Origin of the sequence: Mycobacterium sp. URHB0044 (assembly GCF_000620625.1) — a bacterium.
In the GTDB taxonomy this organism is placed as follows: Bacteria; Actinomycetota; Actinomycetes; order Mycobacteriales; family Mycobacteriaceae; genus Mycobacterium.
This window is the reverse complement of the sequence record NZ_JIAW01000003.1, coordinates 179,769-197,795: the sequence shown is the minus strand read 5'-3', so window position 1 is coordinate 197,795 and position 18,027 is coordinate 179,769. Positions and strand designations below refer to the sequence as shown.

Here is an 18,027-nt window from a genome sequence, read left to right as displayed (position 1 = left end):
CGTCGACAGCCGCGGGGAATGAACGCTCGGCGCGAAACGCTGACTGCGGCGTGACCTTCAGATTCGACGCCGACGCCAGCTTGCTCAACCCCGTGACGGTGGGCGCAACGCAGACCGCCAACCGCATCTTCATGGCGCCGCTGACGCGTTCGCGTGCCGACGCCGACGGGACGCCGTCGGATCTGGCCGCGCAGTACTACGCCCAGCGCGCCGCCGCGGGCCTCATCATCAGCGAGGCCACCGCGATATCGCAGGTGGCCAACGGCGCCTACCTGAACACGCCGGGCATCTACACCGACCGCCACCAGGACAAGTGGGCCGAAGTGGCGGACGCGGTGCACGCCGCGGGCGGTTCGATGTTCGTGCAGCTGTGGCACGTCGGACGGATGGCCCACCCAGACATCAACGGCGCCGAATCGGTCGCGCCGTCGGCGATCGCCGCCGACGTCACCACCCACACCCCGTCGGGCAAGCAGCCGCTGCCCGTGCCACGCGCGCTGGAGACCGAGGAGATCCCCGGCATCGTCGCGCAGTTCCGTGCCGCCGCCCGTCGCGCGGTGGACTCCGGAATGGACGGCGTCGAGATCCACGCCGCGAACGGATACCTGCTGCACCAGTTCCAGTCCGACGTCGTCAATGAGCGGACCGACGCCTACGGCGGATCACCTGCCGACCGCGCGCGCTTGACCGCCGAGGTCGTCGAGGCCGTCGTCGCCGAGATCGGTGCCGACCGCGTCGGCCTGCGCATCTCGCCAGGGAACGCGGCAGGCGGCATGCGCGAGGTCGACGTCGTCGGCGTCTACGAGGCGTTGCTGAACCGGATCGCACCGCTGGAGATCGCCTACCTCCACGTCCTGATCGATCCGACGACGTCGGTGTTCGGCGTGATCCGCGCGCTGTGGTCGGGGCCGTTCGTGCTCAACACCGGCCGCGAGATCGACACCGACTTCTGCCAGCTGGAGAGCTTCGCCGAATGGGGCCTCATCAGTGCCGCCGCCGTCGGACGCGCCTTCCTGGCCAACCCCGATCTCATCGACCGCCTGATTGTCGGCGCCGAACTCAACGAGCCCGACGTCGCGACCTTCTACGCACCGGGACCCGTCGGCTACGTCGACTACCCGACGCTGGACGAACTCGACGCGTTGAAGTCGGCCTGACGATTCGATTGGCTCTGAGCGGGAAACACCTCAGGCATGGCCAACTATCGAGTACTCAACCCGCAAGGTGACGTCGTCGATACCAAGGAGATCGCCAGCGCCGAGGACGCGCACGCCTGGTTCGTCGACCAGAAGGCCGACTACAACGAGCTCGGCTGGCGCATGGAAGTCGAGCACGACGGGCAGTGGTCGTTCTTCGACGACTCCGAGGGCTCACCCGACTAAGTAGTTCAGTTCAGTTCCCGAAGCCGCGGGCGTGACGTCGTCGTCGCGCTCGCGGCGGCGTGTCGGCGCCGTCTCGTGGCGGGCCGAATGTGGCCCTGACCACCCAACCAACAGGTTGGCCGAGGCTGTTACGCTGCGGTCACGGCGTTCTACCGTCGGACGAGTCAACGAACAGGAAATCACCATGGCTGAAGAAGCCTTCATCTACGAGGCAATTCGCACGCCTCGCGGCAAGCAGCGCAACGGCGCACTCAACGAGGTCAAGCCGATCAACCTTGTCGTCGGCCTGGTCGACGAGCTTCGCACCCGGTTCCCCGACCTGGACGAGAACCTGATCAGCGACGTCATCCTCGGTGTCGTCTCACCGGTCGGCGACCAGGGCGGCGACATCGCCCGCACGGTCGTGCTGGCCGCGGGCCTGCCCGACACCGTCGGCGGCGTGCAGCTCAACCGCTTCTGCGCCTCCGGCCTCGAGGCCGTCAACACCGCAGCCCAGAAGGTCCGCTCCGGCTGGGACGACCTGGTGCTCGCCGGCGGCGTGGAATCCATGTCGCGCGTGCCAATGGGTTCGGACGGCGGCGCCTGGGCCACCGACCCCGAGACCAACTACACCATCGGATTCGTCCCGCAGGGCATCGGCGCCGACCTGATCGCCACGCTGGAAGGCTTCTCCCGCGAGGACGTCGACGCCTACGCGGCGCGGTCGCAGGAGCGCGCCGCCGCCGCATGGTCGGGCGGCTACTTCGCGAAGTCCGTCGTCCCGGTGCGGGACCAGAACGGTCTGGTGATCCTCGACCACGACGAGCACATGCGGCCCGGCTCCACGGTCGAGAGCCTCGGCAAGCTGAAGACGGCGTTCGACGGCATCGGAGCCATGGGTGGCTTCGACGACGTCGCGCTGCAGAAGTACCACTGGGTCGAGGCGATCAACCACGTCCACACCGGCGGCAACAGCTCCGGCATCGTCGACGGCGCCGCGCTGGTGCTCGTCGGCTCCGAGAGTGCCGGCGCCTCACAGGGTCTGACCCCGCGCGCCCGCATCGTGGCCACCGCCACCAGCGGCGCCGACCCCGTGATCATGCTCACCGGCCCCACCCCGGCCACCCGGAAGGTGCTCGACCGCGCCGGCCTGACCGTCGACGACATCGACCTGTTCGAGCTGAACGAGGCGTTCGCGTCGGTGGTGCTGAAGTTCCAGAAGGACCTCAACATCCCGGACGAGAAGCTCAACGTCAACGGCGGCGCCATCGCGATGGGCCACCCGTTGGGCGCCACCGGCGCCATGATCACCGGCACCATGGTCGACGAGCTCGAGCGGCGCGGCGCCAAGCGCGCGCTGATCACGCTGTGCGTCGGCGGCGGCATGGGCGTGGCCACCATCATCGAGAGGGTTTAAAGACCATGGCAGAGAACACGATTCAGTGGGACAAGGATGCCGACGGCATCGTCACCCTGACCTTGGACGACCCGACCGGTTCGGCCAACGTGATGAACGAGCACTACACCGACTCGATGGGCAAGGCCGTCGAACGCCTTGTCGCCGAGAAGGATTCGATCACCGGTGTGGTCATCACCAGCGCCAAGAAGACCTTCTTCGCCGGTGGTGACCTGAAGGGCATGATCACCCTAGGGCCGGACGACGCCGGTCAGGCGTTCGACATGGTCGAGACCGTCAAGAAGCAGCTCCGCACCCTGGAGACCCTGGGCAAGCCGGTGGTCGCGGCCATCAACGGCGCCGCGCTCGGCGGTGGCCTGGAGATCGCGCTGGCGTGTCATCACCGCATCGCGGCCGACGTGAAGGGCGGCGTGCTCGGCCTGCCCGAGGTCACGCTGGGCCTGTTGCCCGGCGGCGGTGGCGTCACCCGAACGGTGCGGATGTTCGGCATCCAGAAGGCGTTCATGGAGGTGCTCAGTCAGGGCACCCGGTTCAAGCCGGCCAAGGCCCTCGAAATCGGCCTCGTCGACGAGGTACTGCCGACCGTCGAGGAACTGGTCCCCGCCGCGAAGGCGTGGATCAAGGCCAATCCCGATGCGCACGAACAGCCTTGGGACAAGAAGGGCTACAAGATGCCCGGCGGCACCCCGTCGTCGCCGGGCCTGGCGAGCATCCTGCCGTCGTTCCCTGCGCTGCTGAAGAAGCAGCTGAAGGGTGCGCCGATGCCCGCACCGCGCGCCATCCTGGATGCCGCGGTCGAGGGCGCGCAGGTGGACTTCGACACCGCCAGCCGCATCGAGAGCCGCTACTTCACCCAGCTGGTCACCGGCCAGGTCGCCAAGAACATGATTCAGGCGTTCTTCCTGGACATGCAGTACATCAGCTCGGGCGGTTCGCGGCCCGACGGCATCGGCAAGGTTCCGATCACCAAGATCGGCGTGCTGGGCGCGGGCATGATGGGCGCAGGCATCGCCTACGTCTCGGCGAAGGCCGGCTTCTACGTCGTGCTCAAGGACGTCAGCATCGAAGCCGCCGAGAAGGGCAAGAACTACTCGGAGAAGCTCGAAGCCAAGGCGTTGGAGCGGGGCAAGACCACCCAGGAGCGCTCCGACGCACTGCTGGCCCGCATCACCCCGTCCGCCGACCCCGCCGACTTCAAGGGCGTCGACTTCGTGATCGAGGCGGTCTTCGAGAGCCAGGACCTCAAGCACAAGGTGTTCCAGGAGATCGAGGACGTCGTCGAGCCCAACGCGCTGCTGGGGTCGAACACCTCGACGCTGCCGATCACCGGTCTGGCGACCGGGGTGAAGCGCCAAGAGGACTTCATCGGCATCCACTTCTTCTCGCCCGTCGACAAGATGCCGCTGGTGGAGATCATCAGGGGTGAGAAGACATCCGACGAGGCGTTGGCCCGGGTGTTCGACTACACGCTGGCCATCGGCAAGACGCCGATCGTGGTCAACGACAGCCGCGGGTTCTTCACCAGCCGTGTCATCGGCACGTTCGTCAACGAGGCGCTGGCGATGCTGGGCGAGGGCGTGGAGCCCGCCAGCATCGAGCGGGCAGGCAGCATGGCCGGATACCCCGCGCCGCCGCTGCAGCTGTCCGACGAGCTCAACCTCGAGCTGATGCACAAGATCGCCGTTGCCTCCCGCAAGGGCGTCGAGGACGCCGGTGGCACCTACGAGCCACACCCGGCCGAAGGCGTCGTCGAGAAGATGATCGGGCTCGGACGCCCGTCGCGCCTGAAGGGCGCAGGCTTCTACGAGTACGTGGACGGCAAGCGCACCCAGCTGTGGCCGGGCCTGCGCGAGACGTTCAAGTCGGGTAGCTCGACCCCGCCGCTGCAGGACATGATCGACCGGATGCTGTTCGCCGAGGCTTTGGAAACGCAGAAGTGCCTCGACGAGGGCGTGTTGATGACGACGGCCGACGCCAACATCGGCTCGATCATGGGCATCGGCTTCCCGCCGTGGACCGGTGGGTCGGCGCAGTACATCGTCGGATACCCGGGCGGCAAGGCAGGTTTCGTGGCACGGGCCAACGAGCTGGCCGCCAAGTACGGCGACCGCTTCACGCCGCCGGCCTCGCTCACGTCCTAAACCGACGCGGAACCCCCCCAAGACAGTGGCGTCTTGGGGGGGGTTTTGCGTTAGCCGGCGCGCTGGAACAGGTAGTGCTGCACGGCATCTGCGTTACGCGAGCCGACATCCGGCTCGGGCCCGGACGAGAGCACCGTCCAGCCGTCGGCGAAGCGGCGCGTCACCTCGTCCGGCGCGATGCCGGGCACGCCGAACGAGCCACCCGGCGTGAAGGCGACGATGAACAGTCGACCGCCGGGCGCGATGACGGCACTGACGCCGCGGACGTAGGCGGCACGATCCTCGGCCGACATGCCGTGCAGGCAGCCGTTGTCGACGATCAGCCCGAAACCGGTACCAATGCCGGCTGACTCCAGTCGGGTAGCGTCCGCCTCGCGGAAGTCGACGGTGACACCGGCTTTCTTGGCCTTGGCCCGCGCGGCTTCCAGTGGTTTGGCCACGTAATCCACGCCGGTGACCCGCCAGCCGTTCTTGGCGAGGTAGATCGAGCTGTCGCCCGTTCCGCACCCGATGTCGAGCGCCGCGCCCGCAGGCAGGGCGTCTTCGCCCTCGACGAGGTTTCGCAAGGTAGGGGACAGCGGATGCCCGTCCCATGGCGTGAAGCCCAGCCGGTAGAGGGCCCGAAACAGGCGTCGTCGCGACGACATGGGCTCAGAACGAACCCATGTCGGCCGACAGCCAGTGCTGCGGCTGCATGTAGATCGCCACGTTCTCGCCGAGGTTGTCGTGCGCGAACTGGAGGTACTTCTCCGCGGCGTCCCCGCTGAGGTAGCGCCGGGTCATCTCCTCCAGTTGCGCGTCGGTGGCCGGCTCGATCCGGCTGACGGCGCCGTCGACCGCGACGTAGCGCACGCTCGGCTCGAGCCGCTCCGCCATCAGGGTGAAGAACCCCGTCGCCTCGATGAGTCTGGCCTTGCGCGAACCGGGTTCGGTCAGGATCCACGGCTCACCCCCTGGCGTGTACTGATACCAGATGGGGACCGTCAGGGGTCCGCGCGTATCGCCCGCATACACCGACAGTGCTCCGATGTGCGGCTCGGCCAGAAACTGTTCGCGTTCTTCCTGTGAAAGGGGCATGCCAGCCAGGCTAGTCCCGGCCGGTGACAAGGAGGTCGACTCGTGGCAGGCGCCGGCTCGGGTTCCGGTGTCTCCGTTGACCCCTCAGCCGTTCTCGGAAATCCAGGCGGCGGTGAAATCGTGGATGTCGCGAATCCCGCCGGTGAGCGGGTCGGCAATGAGCTTCGCGATCGTCCCGCCGATCAAGGGCACGTTGACCGTGACGGTCCCGGTGCAGGCGAACCGCGACCCATCCGGGATCGGTGTAACCGACACATCGCCGTGGCCCGACACCGGCAGGCCCGAGGCGTCGACGACGATCTCGCCTCGGACGCTGCCGCCTTCGGGTGCATGCCAGCGCTCCCGGTGAGCCACGCGCAACGTGCCGCTGTGGAGACGCTTGAGCAGCGGCGGCAATTGATCACCGCCGAAGGTCAGCGTCATCGCCGCGGTCGTGGTGCCGTCCTGGTCGGTCGTCAGCGAGTCCAGCGAAGGCCTGCCGGTATCGAAGGCGGCAAGCCGTGCTTGCCAATAGCTCTCGTCGGCGAAAGCCGAGTGGACCCGATCGACCGTGTGCGCGGATTCGGCCGACAGAACGAATGAGCGCGGCACAGCAGGGCACGCTACCTCCGCCGTAGGCGTCAGGCCACCGCGCCGGCGACGGACACCCTCCTGCAATGCATGGTGCGTTTGCCGCGAATATTGAAACTGGTGGTCACGACCGCGCATCGGTGAATTTCCATTTAACTCACGAATTCGTGGCGACCGAATTGTGTAATATGTGCTTGATTAATCATCGATATGGTAAATCCTGCATGATCTCACGTGCGCTTATGCCGTGGCGCCGACGATTTAGCAAATTCGCTAGGGAGGCGCGATTTAGGCGATTACATGCGGAAACTCAGGCTTCGTCCGGATTCGGCAATTAAAGCGGAATGCCATCCCACTCGCGCCAGCGCTCAACCAGCGTCTTTGCGCCAAAAATCAGACGTTCCCAATTGTGGGAAACCTGCTAGTTTCGGCATTTATGTCGGTTCCCCTGAACTTTGGGCATCCCATCGCTCGTCGGCTCAATCTGGTTTACGACGCCAGTGCCGACGGCCCAGTCGGTCGCGAGATGGGCCAGCCCATGGGTCGGCTCGATGCGGGGACTGGTGGCGTGGCGACCGTCTCGAGGGGGTTGGTGCGAGCGCACGGCAAATGCAGCTGCGGATGGAAGGGTTCCGAGCACGTGCTGTCGGCCGTCGCGGTTCACGACGCACTCGTCCACGCGGCCGTACAGAAGTGTCAGCCTGGGGTTCCCCTGGTGTACTGAAGTGTCGTCACGCCAGATCCGACCGCGACGATCCGTCACGCCTTAGAGTTGGATTCCGTGCGCTTCGGACTGTTCATTCCGCAAGGTTGGCGACTGGATCTGGTGGACATCCCCACCGCAAGTCAGTGGGGGGTGATGCGCGATCTCGCCGCCTACGCGGACGGCGGGGCGTGGGACTCGCTGTGGGTGTACGACCACTTCCATACCGTGCCGGTGCCCACCGACGAGGCCACCCACGAGGCATGGTCGTTGATGTCGGCCTACGCCGCGACGACGTCGCGGATCAAGCTCGGCCAGATGTGTACGGCGATGGGCTATCGAAACCCGGTGTACCTCGCCAAGGTGGCGGCCACCGCCGACATCATCTCCGGCGGCCGGGTTCAGATGGGCATCGGTGGCGGCTGGTATCAGCACGAGTGGGAGGCCTACGGTTACGGCTTCCCGTCGGCGGGCGTTCGACTGGGCATGCTCGACGAGGGCGTCCGGATCATGCGCGACGCCTGGCGCGATGGGCGAGTCAGCCTCGAGGGCAAGCACTATCAGGTCGACGGTGCGATCGTCGCGCCAAAGCCGTTGCAGGACGGTGGCCTTCCGCTGTGGATCGCCGGCGGCGGGGAGAAGGTGACGCTGCGCATCGCCGCCAAGTACGCGCAGTACACGAACTTCACCTCCGCGCTCGACGGGTTCCGGCACAAGTCCGAAGTGCTCGAGGCGCATTGCCGCGACGTCGGCACCGACTACGGCGCGATCGTACGGTCGGCGAACTTCAATGCCGTCGTCGGCACGTCGGAGGCTGACGTGAAGGACCGCGTCGAGCGGATCCGTTCCCGGCAGATCGCCAAGGCGAATCCGGAGGCGGTGGACGGCATGCTGTCGACCGTCACCTCGCCCGACTCTGCCAGTGGCACACCAGAACAGATCGTCGAACGGCTCAGCCGGATGCGCGACCTCGGCTGTGAGTACGCCATCCTCTACTTCCCCGAAGCGGCCTATGACCGGTCGGGCATCGAGCTCTTCGAGCGTGAGGTCATTCCGGCGCTGAGCTAAGCAATTCCTCGACGCAGCTCGGCGTCGTTGCGTGCTGTGCATCCCTTCTGACCTCGACTTTTTTCGTGGCGCTTCGGGGAGCTGGACGAGCGAGTATTTGCGCTTGCAACAATCGAGTTATTGACTCGCGCGAAAATACATTGCCGACGCGTCCGGCACCTTAAGCTCCGAAATCTGGGCGCTCGCTGGCAACGCCCAGTGGCAGTCGGGCGTCAGGAGCCAGCGGCGACAAGGACTTTCGGAGCTGCATGACCGCGCAGACACGCCAGCACGACGGCGTCGCTTCACGCGCATTGCACTGTTCGGGCACCGAAGTCAAGCACCAATCAGCGAAGTTCTCCTTTGGCCTTTGGAGGCGATTCAATGTGCGCAAATCCGCCACGGCATCGTGTAGAACGACGCACGCACGGATTTGCATCGCCTCCGCAAGCTCTGTCGAACCTTGACCTGATCCGCAGCCTCGCTTCCGACGTCGGACCGCGGCACGCCCGCAAGGTCGATACGGCCTATGCGAAGTACGTCGGTCGCATTGGGGCGCTGGCTGTCTCGCTGGGAGTAGGGGTGGCCGTGGCCACCACCCCCGGGGTGGCATGGGCCAACCCGGACCCCGATTCCGACACACCCGCCGCGTCGTCACCGGACTCCGAATCGGATGCAGCGCCGGCACCGCCGGCTCGCGTGGAAGTCCCGTCGGCGTCCACGTCGGCCTCGACGTCGGCCTCCACGTCGACGTCAGGCGGGTCGCCGTCGGCTGACCCGAGTCCGGACAACGGTGGCGTTCCCGCCATGAACGTCGACAGCTCCGGCGGTGCCCACACCTCGACGCATGGCACCTCGGGCGTGCCCGCCGCGAGCGCCGCGGCCTCCGAGCCGAGTGGAGCTCAAAGCGCATCGGAACCACCGGCAGCCGAGGAACCGGAGCCGGGACTCGGTGACGAAGACGCCGACGAATCCGATCCTCCCGCTGAGACGGCGCCTGCCGTGGAGACCCCGGTACTGGTGCCGGCCTTCCCGCCAGCGAATGAGGTTGCCCCTCGGAACGATTCGCCGCGCCACGCCGAGGTGCCTGCAGCCGGATCGGACGGCCAACACGACGCGATCGTGGACGGACTGCAAGAGACGCGCGGATCCGACACCGCATCCGCGGCCACGGGTAGCAGTGCACGACACGTGTCCACCATCGCCGCCGACGAGCCGGCCGACCCTGCCGTTGCCTCGCAGCTGACTACGTTCAGCGTGCCCGTTGCTCCGTCGGCCGTGCCGTTCGACCCCATCGGTGCGGTCCTGGCCATTCCGGGCACCGTCGTCAATCTCGCCTCGGAGTTCGTCTCCTTCGTCCTCACGCCGTTCCTCGGGGCCGGGACGGGTTCGCCTCCGCAGATTCCCGTGTTGTGGGCCGTGTTGGCTTGGGTGCGAAGAGAAATCACGCACACCTTCTTCAACCGGACGCCCATCGCGCATCCGGTGCAGATCAGCCAGAGCCTGGGCGGCCAGGTGACCGGCAACCTCAACGCGGTCGATCCAAACGGCGACCCATTGGCTTTCACCGTGACGCACCAAGGCGCATTCGGCACCGTCGTGGTCGCGCCGAACGGAAGCTACGTCTACACACCGACTTCGACCGTTCCCCCCGCGGGACTGACCGACAGCTTCACCGTGGTCATCGATGATTCGGTGGGTGTCCGCCTGCCCGGGCTCTTCGGGGTGGTCCAGGACGCCGTTCACGGATTCTTCCAATTCATCGGTCTCGCAGGAGCAGACAGGATCACGAAGGTGGTTCCCGTCACGGTGACGGGCAGCGTGGTCAATGTTCCGCCCGTCGTGGTGACCTCGGGGGTGCGCGGTTACACGGTCGGGGGCGCCCCGATCACGCTCGACCCGGCGGTGACGGTGGTCGACCTGGACTCCACGACTCTGTCGGGGGCGACGGTGTCGATCGGGGTGGGGTTCGGATCGAAGACGGACTCGTTGGGCTACGTCCAGGGCACGAGTCCCGTCGCCGGGAGTTACAACGCCGCCACCGGTGTGTTGACGCTGTCGGGCACGGCGACGGTGGCGCAGTATCAAGCGGCGTTGCGATCGGTGACGTTTGCGACGACCGCGGACGCGTTGGCGTCGGTGAAGACGGTGTCGATCGTGGTGAAGGACGCCGCGGCGGCGGCAAGTGCGCCAGGCGTGGTGGTGTTGACGGTGGTCGCGTTCCCCGTGAATGTGCCACCGGTCGTGGTAACCGTTCCGGTCGGCCCGGTCTATACGGCTGGTAGTCCGGCGGTGCTGCTGAATCCGTTGGTGACGGTCGTCGACGTGGATTCGGCGAATCTTTCGGGAGCGACGGTGTCGATCGGGACCGGGTTCACCTCGGGGACGGACACTTTGGGGTACGTCCAGGGTGGCAGTCCGATCGGTGGCAGCTACAACTCGACGACCGGTGTCTTGACACTGTCCGGCACTGGAACCGTCGCGCAGTATCAGGCGGCGCTGCGGTCGGTGACGTTCGCCTCGACGTCATCGGCCCTGGCGACGATCAAGATGGTGTCGATCGTGGTGACCGACGCGGATGCGGTGTCGAGCCTGCCGGGGTTGGTGGCGGTGACGGTGTTGAAGTTGCCGATCTCTGCGGTGCCGCCGTTGGTGACGACGATCCCGGTGGGTCCGGTTTATACCGCCGGTAGTCCGGCTGTGGCGCTGAATCCGTTGGTGACCGTGATCGATGTGGACTCGCCGAACCTGTTGGGGGCGACGGTGTCGATCGGTACCGGGCTTTCCCCAACCACAGACACTTTGGGGTACGTCCAGGGTGGCAGTCCGATCGGTGGCAGCTACAACTCGACGACCGGTGTCTTGACACTGTCCGGCACTGGAACCGTCGCGCAGTATCAGGCGGCGCTGCGGTCGGTGACGTTCGCCTCGACGTCATCGGCCCTGGCGACGATCAAGATGGTGTCGATCGTGGTGACCGACGCGGATGCGGTGTCGAGCCTGCCGGGGTTGGTGGCGGTGACGGTGTTGGCGTTGCCGGTCTCTGCCGTGCCGCCGTTGGTGACGACCATCCCGGTCGGGCCGGTCTACACCGCTGGCAGTGCACCCGTGGCGGTGAATCCGTTGGTGACGGTGATCGACGTCGATTCGCCGAACCTGTTGGGGGCGACGGTCTCGATCATCAGTGGCCTGACGGCGGGTGATGTGTTGACGTTCACCCAACCGTCCGGCAGCGCGATCACCGGCACCTACACCGGCGGCGTACTGACCCTCACCGGTGCAGGGACCGTCGCGCAGTATCAGGCGGCGCTGCGGTCGGTGACGTTCGCGTCGACGTCATCGGCGTTGGCGACGATCAAGATGGTGTCGATCGTGGTGACCGATGCGCAGAACGTGGAGAGTCTGCCGGGGTTGGTGGCGGTGACGGTGTTGGCGTTGCCGATCAGCGCGGTGCCGCCGTTGGTGACGACCGATCCGGTGGGCCCGGTCTACACCGCTGGCAGTGCACCCGTGGCGGTGAATCCGTTGGTGACAGTCGTCGACGTGGACTCGCCCAACCTGTGGGGGGCGACGGTGTCGATCATCAGTGGTCTGACGGCGGGGGATGTGCTGACGTTCACCCAGCCGTCCGGCAGCGCGATCACCGGCACCTACACCGGCGGCGTACTCACCCTCACCGGTGCAGGGACCGTCGCGCAGTATCAGGAAGCGTTGCAGTCGGTCTCGTTTGCCAGTAGTTCGTCGGCGTTGGCGACGATCAAGATGGTGTCGATCGTGGTGACCGATGCGCAGAACGTGGAGAGTCTGCCGGGTCTGGTGGCGGTGACGGTGTTGGCGTTGCCGATCAGCGCGGTGCCGCCGTTGGTGACGACGATCCCGGTCGGCCCGGTGTACAGCGCCGGCAGTCCGGCGGTGACACTCAACCCCTTGGTGACAGTCGTCGACGTGGACTCGCCGAACCTGTTCGGCGCGACGGTGTCGATCGGTTCCGGGTTCTCTTCAACCACAGACACTTTGGGGTACGTCCAGGGCGGCAGCCCGGTCGCCGGCAGCTACAACCCGACCACCGGTGTGCTGACCTTGTCGGGCACTGGCACCGTCGCGGAGTATCAGGCGGCGTTGCGGTCGGTGACGTTCGCGAGCACGACCGGTGCGTTGGCCACGATCAAGATGGTCTCGATCGTCGTCACCGATGCGCAGAACGTGGAGAGTCTGCCCGGGTCGGTGGCCGTGACGGTACTGGCGGCACCAGTCAATGTCGCACCGTTGGTGGCGACATCACTCGCGAACGTGAGCTACACCGCTGGCGGAAGCGCTGCCGTGCTGGACCCGGCCGTAACGGTCGTCGACCTGGACTCGACGAACTTGTTCGGGGCGGTGGTCGCCATCGGCACTGGATTTGCCTCGGCTACAGACACATTGGGCTACGTCCAGGGCGGCAGCCCGATCGCCGGCAGCTACAACCCGACGACGGGTGTGATGACCCTTTCCGGCACCGGCACCGTCGCGCAGTACCAGGCTGCCCTGCGGGCGGTGACGTTCTCCACCAGCTCCACGGCGCTGGCATCGATCAAAACCGTCTCGATCGTCGTCACCGACGCCCAGGGAGCGGCCAGCCTCCCAGGGCTGGTGGCGGTGACCGTGGTGGCGTTGCCACTGAACGTCGCGCCGATCGTGCTGTCCTCCTTGGTCAATGCCGTGCCTTATACGGCTGGCAATCCCCCGGCGACACTGGACGGCGCGGTCACGATCCTCGATGACGCGACGTCGTTGTCGGGGGCCACCGTGACGATCGGGGCGGGCAAGTCCACAGGCGATGCACTGGCTTTCACCCCGCCACCACTCAGCTCGATCACGGGCAGCTACGACAGCACGACCGGGGTGTTGGCCCTCACCGGCTCCGGAACGGTGGAGCAGTACCAGGCAGCGCTGCGGTCGGTCACGTTCGCAACCACGGCGGCAACCTTGGTGGGGGTGCGCACGGTGTCGTTCGTGGTAACCGATCAGCAAGGCCTGCCGAGCATCTCGGTGCCCGTGCTGGCGACTGTCGCGGCGAATCTTCCTCCGGTGGTGACCACTTCGCTCCTCGGTGCGCTGCTGTACACGGACGGCAGTCCCGCAGTGGTCGTGGATTCGCTCATGACCGTGACCGACCTCGACTCCGCGTCGTTGTCGGGAGCAACGGTGGCGATCACGTTGGGCAGGAATGCGAACGATGTGCTGGCGTTCACCCCACCGGCCAACAGTTCCATCACCGGCAGCTACAACGCCACGACCGGAATATTGACCATGACGGGTTCGGGCACGGCCACGCAGTATCAGCAAGCGCTGCGGTCCGTCACCTTCTTCTCACCGTTCACGCTTCTCGGCTCCCTCACTAGGACGGTGTCGGTCGTCGTCACTGACTTCCAAGGGACCCAAAGTGTTTCGTTGCCCTTGCTCCTCACGGTGTTGTAGCGAGCGCCACAAGCGGGGGGTGGGCGGCTCAGGCTTCGGCCTGGGCCGCCCAGACCCCGGCTGCCGCCGCATCTCGTGCGTAGTCGGCGAAGTCCTTGGGCTTTCGCCCCAGCGCACGCTGCACGCCATCACCCAGCTGCGCCTTGCTGCCGAGCACCTCGGTGAACAAGTGGTTCAGCAGCCAGATGAAGTCATCCGGCAATCCGTATTCGGTCAGCATCGCGACGTAGTCGTCGATCGACACCGACACGAACCCGACGTGACGTCCGGCGGCTGCCGCGACCTCCGCCACCGCGTCACCAAAGGTCAGCAGCCTCGGCCCCGTGAGCTCATAGAGTTCGCCCACGTGGTGGTCCTCGGTCAGCGCGGCCACCACGACGTCGGCGATGTCGTCGGCGTCGACGAAGGGCTCCTGCACGTCGCGAACCGGCAGCGCGACGCTGCCCGCGAGAACCTCGTCGAGCCAGGCACCCTCGCTGAAGTTCTGCGAGAAGAACGCGCACTGAACGATCGTCCACTCGAGTCCGCACGCCTTGACGACGTCCTCGGCGCGTTCGGCCTCGGCTTCGTTGCGGCCGGACAGCAGCACCACCCGCCTGACGCCGGCCTGCTTGGCGCGTTCGGTGAGTCCGCGGATCGCCTCGACCGAGCCGGGGACCGCGAGATCCGGGTAGTAGGTGACGTAGACCTTGTCGACGTCCGTCAGCGCCGGTGTCCAGGTATGCGGGTCATCCCAATCGAACGGGATGTCGGCGGTGCGTGAGCCGTGCCGGACGGGGATGCCGCGTGCTTCGAGTTGCTCTGCGACGCGCCCTCCGGTCTTGCCGGTGCTTCCGATGACGAGAATGGTGTTGGTGTTGGTCATGGCTTGAATTCAACGGTTTGATGACGAGACGATCCATGGTCGAAACGCTTGATGGCATGTGTGATCGTCTGGAAGGGGACTGTCGATGGAAAAGATCTCACTCACCGCGCTGGCGCGCGAGCACCTGGAAACGGCGCGCGCTAGCGGCAGCGGCCGCAGCGCACACACCGTCTACGGCGGGCACGAGCATTCACTGCGTCAGACGCTGATGGCGTTGACGGCCGGCAGCACCATGGACGACCACGAAAGTCCTGGCGAGGCGACGCTCGAGGTACTGCAGGGCAGGGTGCGGGTGACGAACTCCACGTCCGGCTGGGACGGCTCTCCCGGCGACCTCATCGTATTGCCGCGCACCCGCCACGGGCTGCACGCCATCGAGGATTCGGTGGTGTTACTGACGGTGGCCAAAACCGTTGGACCGCATACCTAGTCGTACGGCGAGTGTGCGGATTCGTACGCGACACGCCGCTTGGGCGTACGAAAGTGCACAGTCGCGACCGTGACCGCCGTGCAGCCGGGTCACGACCGTCAGCGATCTCCCCGGTGCGTCAGCACGTTGACGACGTTGCCTGACGGGTCGGCGAAGAAGAACCGCCGCACGCCCCAATCCTCGTCACTGAGCGGATGGACGATCGTCAGACCCGCGGCCACTGCGGCCTCATGCGCAGCGTCGACGTCGTCGACCTCGATCGACACGTTCGGGTTGACCGGAGCCGTCGCATCCTTGGTCATGAGGCTGACCTGGTGGTGCAACGCACCTGAATCGTCCGGGCTGGCCAACGTGACGATCCACCCGTGGTTCATCACCTCGGACAGGCCGAACACCGCCACGTACGCGTCGCGGGACGCCGCCACGTCCGACACCGTCAGGACGGGCATCACCCGTTTGACCGTCATATCGCCGGCCCCAGAAGGTCGTCGGCGTCCTTGATGACGTAGCCGTAGCCCTGTTCGGCGAGGAAGCGCTGCCTGTGCGCGGCGTATTCGGCGTCCAGGCTGTCACGCGACACCACCGAGTAGAAGATCGCGCCGCCGCCATCGTGCTTGGGGCGCAGCAGGCGGCCCAGCCGTTGCGCCTCCTCCTGTCGCGATCCAAACGTGCCCGAAACCTGCACGGCAACACTGGCTTCCGGCAGGTCGATCGAGAAGTTGGCCACCTTCGACACCACCAGCGTCTGGATCTCACCGCGGCGGAACGCGTCGAACAGCACCTCGCGCTCCGCGGTCTTCGTCGAGCCCTGAATCACCGGCGCGTCCAGTTCGCGGCCCAACTCGTCCAGCTGGTCGAGGTACGCGCCGATCACCAGCGTCGGCTCCTTCGGGTGACGCTCCAGGATGGACTTCACGACCGCGATCTTGGTGTGCGCCGTCGAGCACAGCTTGTAGCGCTCCTCGGGTTCGGCGGTGGCATAGATCATCCGCTCGTTCTCGGTCATCGTCACGCGCACTTCGATGCACTCCGCCGGGGCGATCCAGCCCTGCGCCTCGATGTCCTTCCACGGCGCGTCGTACCGCTTCGGCCCGATCAGGGAGAACACGTCACCTTCGCGGCCGTCCTCGCGGATCAGCGTGGCGGTGAGGCCGAGCCGGCGCCGCGACTGCAGGTCGGCGGTCATCCGGAACACCGGCGCGGGCAGCAGGTGCACCTCGTCGTAGATGATCAGGCCCCAGTCGCGGCTGTCGAACAGCTCGAGGTGGCGGTACTCACCCTTGGTGCGGCGGGTGATCACCTGGTACGTCGCGATCGTGACCGGCCGGATCTCCTTGCGCTCCCCGGAGTACTCGCCGATCTCTTCCTCGGTGAGCGAGGTGCGTGCGATCAGCTCGCGCTTCCACTGCCTGCCGGCCACGGTGTTGGTCACCAGGATGAGAGTGGTGGCACCGGCCTTGGCCATCGCAGCGGCGCCGACCAGCGTCTTACCGGCACCGCATGGCAGCACCACGACGCCCGAGCCGCCCGCCCAGAACGAGTCGGCGGCCATCTCCTGATAGTCGCGAAGCTCCCAGCCGTCCTGCTCGAGCGAGATGGGATGCGCCTCACCGTCGACGTAGCCGGCCAGGTCTTCGGCGGGCCACCCGATCTTGAGCAGCATCTGCTTGATGTGACCGCGCTCGCTGGCATGCACGATCACGGTGTCGTCGTCGATGCGGGCACCGAGCATCGGGGCGATCTTCTTGTGGCGCAACACCTCCGCGAGCACCGCGCGGTCCAGGCTCACCAGGATCAGGCCGTGGACGGGGCTCTTCACCAACTGCAGCCGCCCATAGCGGGCCATGGTGTCGACGATGTCGACGAGCAACGGCTGCGGGACGGGGTAGCGCGAGAACGACACCAGCGCGTCGACGACCTGCTCGGCGTCGTGCCCGGCGGCGCGCGCGTTCCAGAGTGCCAGCGGCGTGATGCGGTAGGTGTGGATGTGCTCGGGGGCACGTTCCAGCTCGGCGAACGGCGCGATCGCGGCGCGCGCCGACCCCGCGAGCTCGTGGTCGACTTCGAGCAGCACCGTCTTGTCGGACTGCACGATCAGGGGGCCGTCCGTCATGTCTCGACTCGCGCTCGCTCCGGGCCTCGCTCGTGCCTCGCTACGATCCTCACTCGCGATCGTCTTCGGTCGGTCATTTTGTCCATTATCCAGGTCGCAACGACAGGGAGCGAAAACTGTGAAGCGGCGGCCACCCCTCGGGCTCGGCCGCCGCTCCCATCCATCGCGTCTCCCTCTACCCCGAGCCGTAGTAATTGCCCCGGCGGTCGTAGAAGTCGACGTACTGGTTGCCGTCGATGTCGCGGTACCAGCACTTGTAGCCGACGACCTGATGAGCGCCGTTGTAGTCGATGACCCACGATCCGCTGTTGGCCTGGCGGCATTCGCTGGCGAGATTGCTGATCGGCATGGCGTTGGCCGTGGCCGCCGTCAGCCCGGCGACTCCCGGGATGACGAGCGCCGCCAGCATCGCCGCAGTAGCGGCTGCCCGTTTTACGTAGATAGACATGGTTTTCCTCCTTTCTCGTAATCAGTTCGCTGTGTGGGGGCCGAACTCGGCGGCCACCTGGGTGACGGCGTTGGCGGGGAAGCCGCCGCGGCGCGAATGCTCACGGATGACCTCCTCGTCCTCGGCCTCGTGGACGCAGTAGACCTTGTCGCCTGCGACGTAACTGGTCACCCAGGTGTACGGGACGCCGAGCGAGGCCGCCGCGTTGTTGGACGTGCGGGCGATCTCGGCCAGCTGCTGCTCGGGCAGTTCGCTCGCGCCGGGGATCTCGCGCTCGATGATGAATCGCTTCATGACTCTCTCTTTCTCGTATGTGCGGTTGATTGACACCGCTCAAGAGTCGCCGGGCAGCACCGCCCGTCACATCGGGAGAACTTCCCCATCTTGCGTCGACCGTT

16 protein-coding genes are annotated in these 18,027 nt (G+C 66.4%); 7 read left to right on the top strand and 9 right to left on the bottom strand.

Going from position 1 to position 18,027, the window contains the following annotated elements:
• The first annotated feature begins 50 nt into the window (after positions 1–50).
• The 4 genes from N536_RS0107640 (at position 51) to N536_RS0107625 (ending at position 4,919) form a co-directional block, all read left to right on the top strand.
• Positions 51–1,157: an alkene reductase gene (locus N536_RS0107640; protein ID WP_029113073.1), complete on the top strand. Its 1,107-nt coding sequence runs from the start codon at positions 51–53 to the stop codon at positions 1,155–1,157.
• A 36-nt stretch (positions 1,158–1,193) separates the two neighbouring features.
• Positions 1,194–1,382 carry a hypothetical protein gene (locus tag N536_RS0107635; protein WP_029113072.1) on the top strand — a complete coding sequence of 63 codons (189 nt, stop codon included), beginning with the start codon at positions 1,194–1,196 and terminating at the stop codon, positions 1,380–1,382.
• 184 nt (positions 1,383–1,566) lie between these two features.
• Complete coding sequence (locus tag N536_RS0107630; RefSeq protein ID WP_029113071.1) at positions 1,567–2,778, top strand: acetyl-CoA C-acetyltransferase; 1,212 nt, start codon at positions 1,567–1,569, stop codon at positions 2,776–2,778.
• A gap of 5 nt (positions 2,779–2,783) precedes the next feature.
• The gene (locus N536_RS0107625) at positions 2,784–4,919 is read left to right on the top strand and encodes a 3-hydroxyacyl-CoA dehydrogenase NAD-binding domain-containing protein (RefSeq protein ID WP_029113070.1); all 2,136 of its coding nucleotides are present in this window, start codon (positions 2,784–2,786) and stop codon (positions 4,917–4,919) included.
• Between the two features lie 50 nt (positions 4,920–4,969).
• Here N536_RS0107625 and N536_RS0107620 read toward each other — a convergent pair whose 3' ends face one another.
• The 3 genes from N536_RS0107620 to N536_RS0107610 form a co-directional block, all read right to left on the bottom strand.
• Positions 4,970–5,566, bottom strand: coding sequence for a bifunctional 2-polyprenyl-6-hydroxyphenol methylase/3-demethylubiquinol 3-O-methyltransferase UbiG (locus N536_RS0107620; protein WP_029113069.1), 597 nt, complete (start codon positions 5,564–5,566; stop codon positions 4,970–4,972).
• 4 nt (positions 5,567–5,570) lie between these two features.
• A complete protein-coding gene (locus N536_RS0107615) occupies positions 5,571–5,996 on the bottom strand; it encodes a pyridoxamine 5'-phosphate oxidase family protein (RefSeq protein WP_029113068.1) in 426 nt (141 codons plus the stop codon).
• 84 nt (positions 5,997–6,080) lie between these two features.
• Positions 6,081–6,587, bottom strand: coding sequence for a DUF2505 domain-containing protein (locus N536_RS0107610; RefSeq protein ID WP_029113067.1), 507 nt, complete (start codon positions 6,585–6,587; stop codon positions 6,081–6,083).
• 760 nt (positions 6,588–7,347) lie between these two features.
• On the opposite strand from N536_RS0107610, the gene N536_RS0107600 reads away from it, so the two are divergent.
• On the top strand, positions 7,348–8,337 hold the full coding sequence (locus N536_RS0107600) for an LLM class F420-dependent oxidoreductase (RefSeq protein WP_029113066.1): 990 nt from the start codon (positions 7,348–7,350) through the stop codon (positions 8,335–8,337).
• Positions 8,338–8,843: 506 nt separating this feature from the next.
• Here the strand turns inward: N536_RS0107600 and N536_RS0107595 are convergent.
• Positions 8,844–9,125: a hypothetical protein gene (locus tag N536_RS0107595; RefSeq protein WP_029113065.1), complete on the bottom strand. Its 282-nt coding sequence runs from the start codon at positions 9,123–9,125 to the stop codon at positions 8,844–8,846.
• Between N536_RS0107595 and N536_RS40655 the strand changes: the two genes are divergently transcribed.
• The gene (locus N536_RS40655; protein ID WP_051574313.1) at positions 9,124–13,773 is read left to right on the top strand and encodes an Ig-like domain-containing protein; all 4,650 of its coding nucleotides are present in this window, start codon (positions 9,124–9,126) and stop codon (positions 13,771–13,773) included. The genes N536_RS0107595 and N536_RS40655 overlap by 2 nt on opposite strands.
• A gap of 28 nt (positions 13,774–13,801) precedes the next feature.
• On the opposite strand, the gene N536_RS0107585 is transcribed toward N536_RS40655, so the two are convergent.
• Entirely contained in the window at positions 13,802–14,638 is an 837-nt protein-coding gene (locus N536_RS0107585; RefSeq protein WP_029113064.1) for an NAD(P)H-binding protein, read from the bottom strand.
• Positions 14,639–14,723: 85 nt separating this feature from the next.
• Here N536_RS0107585 and N536_RS0107580 point away from each other — a divergent pair, with 85 nt between their 5' ends.
• Complete coding sequence (locus N536_RS0107580) at positions 14,724–15,068, top strand: cupin domain-containing protein (protein ID WP_029113063.1); 345 nt, start codon at positions 14,724–14,726, stop codon at positions 15,066–15,068.
• A 98-nt stretch (positions 15,069–15,166) separates the two neighbouring features.
• Here N536_RS0107580 and N536_RS0107575 read toward each other — a convergent pair whose 3' ends face one another.
• The 4 genes from N536_RS0107575 to N536_RS0107560 all read right to left on the bottom strand — a co-directional run bounded on the left by N536_RS0107575 (position 15,167) and on the right by N536_RS0107560 (position 17,923).
• Positions 15,167–15,535 (bottom strand): VOC family protein, encoded by a 369-nt coding sequence (locus N536_RS0107575; RefSeq protein ID WP_029113062.1) that lies wholly within the window; start codon positions 15,533–15,535, stop codon positions 15,167–15,169.
• The gene (locus tag N536_RS0107570) at positions 15,532–17,181 is read right to left on the bottom strand and encodes a DNA repair helicase XPB (protein ID WP_029113061.1); all 1,650 of its coding nucleotides are present in this window, start codon (positions 17,179–17,181) and stop codon (positions 15,532–15,534) included. The genes N536_RS0107575 and N536_RS0107570 overlap by 4 nt, the downstream gene beginning before the upstream one ends.
• A gap of 175 nt (positions 17,182–17,356) precedes the next feature.
• On the bottom strand, positions 17,357–17,629 hold the full coding sequence (locus N536_RS0107565) for a hypothetical protein (protein ID WP_155948488.1): 273 nt from the start codon (positions 17,627–17,629) through the stop codon (positions 17,357–17,359).
• A 21-nt stretch (positions 17,630–17,650) separates the two neighbouring features.
• Positions 17,651–17,923, bottom strand: coding sequence for a DUF4242 domain-containing protein (locus N536_RS0107560; RefSeq protein ID WP_029113059.1), 273 nt, complete (start codon positions 17,921–17,923; stop codon positions 17,651–17,653).
• Positions 17,924–18,027 lie beyond the last annotated feature (104 nt).

What these genes read in the sequence shown, in the direction of transcription:
- N536_RS0107635 (WP_029113072.1), top strand. Translation starts at nt 1,194, where the DNA reads ATGGCCAACTATCGAGTACTCAACCCGCAAGGTGACGTCGTCGATACC.
- N536_RS0107630 (WP_029113071.1), top strand. Translation starts at nt 1,567, where the DNA reads ATGGCTGAAGAAGCCTTCATCTACGAGGCAATTCGCACGCCTCGCGGC.
- N536_RS0107625 (WP_029113070.1), top strand. Translation starts at nt 2,784, where the DNA reads ATGGCAGAGAACACGATTCAGTGGGACAAGGATGCCGACGGCATCGTC.
- N536_RS0107620 (WP_029113069.1), bottom strand. Translation starts at nt 5,566, where the DNA reads ATGTCGTCGCGACGACGCCTGTTTCGGGCCCTCTACCGGCTGGGCTTC.
- N536_RS0107615 (WP_029113068.1), bottom strand. Translation starts at nt 5,996, where the DNA reads ATGCCCCTTTCACAGGAAGAACGCGAACAGTTTCTGGCCGAGCCGCAC.
- N536_RS40655 (WP_051574313.1), top strand. Translation starts at nt 9,124, where the DNA reads ATGAACGTCGACAGCTCCGGCGGTGCCCACACCTCGACGCATGGCACC.
- N536_RS0107595 (WP_029113065.1), bottom strand. Translation starts at nt 9,125, where the DNA reads ATGGCGGGAACGCCACCGTTGTCCGGACTCGGGTCAGCCGACGGCGAC.
- N536_RS0107585 (WP_029113064.1), bottom strand. Translation starts at nt 14,638, where the DNA reads ATGACCAACACCAACACCATTCTCGTCATCGGAAGCACCGGCAAGACC.
- N536_RS0107580 (WP_029113063.1), top strand. Translation starts at nt 14,724, where the DNA reads ATGGAAAAGATCTCACTCACCGCGCTGGCGCGCGAGCACCTGGAAACG.
- N536_RS0107575 (WP_029113062.1), bottom strand. Translation starts at nt 15,535, where the DNA reads ATGACGGTCAAACGGGTGATGCCCGTCCTGACGGTGTCGGACGTGGCG.
- N536_RS0107570 (WP_029113061.1), bottom strand. Translation starts at nt 17,181, where the DNA reads ATGACGGACGGCCCCCTGATCGTGCAGTCCGACAAGACGGTGCTGCTC.
- N536_RS0107565 (WP_155948488.1), bottom strand. Translation starts at nt 17,629, where the DNA reads ATGTCTATCTACGTAAAACGGGCAGCCGCTACTGCGGCGATGCTGGCG.
- N536_RS0107560 (WP_029113059.1), bottom strand. Translation starts at nt 17,923, where the DNA reads ATGAAGCGATTCATCATCGAGCGCGAGATCCCCGGCGCGAGCGAACTG.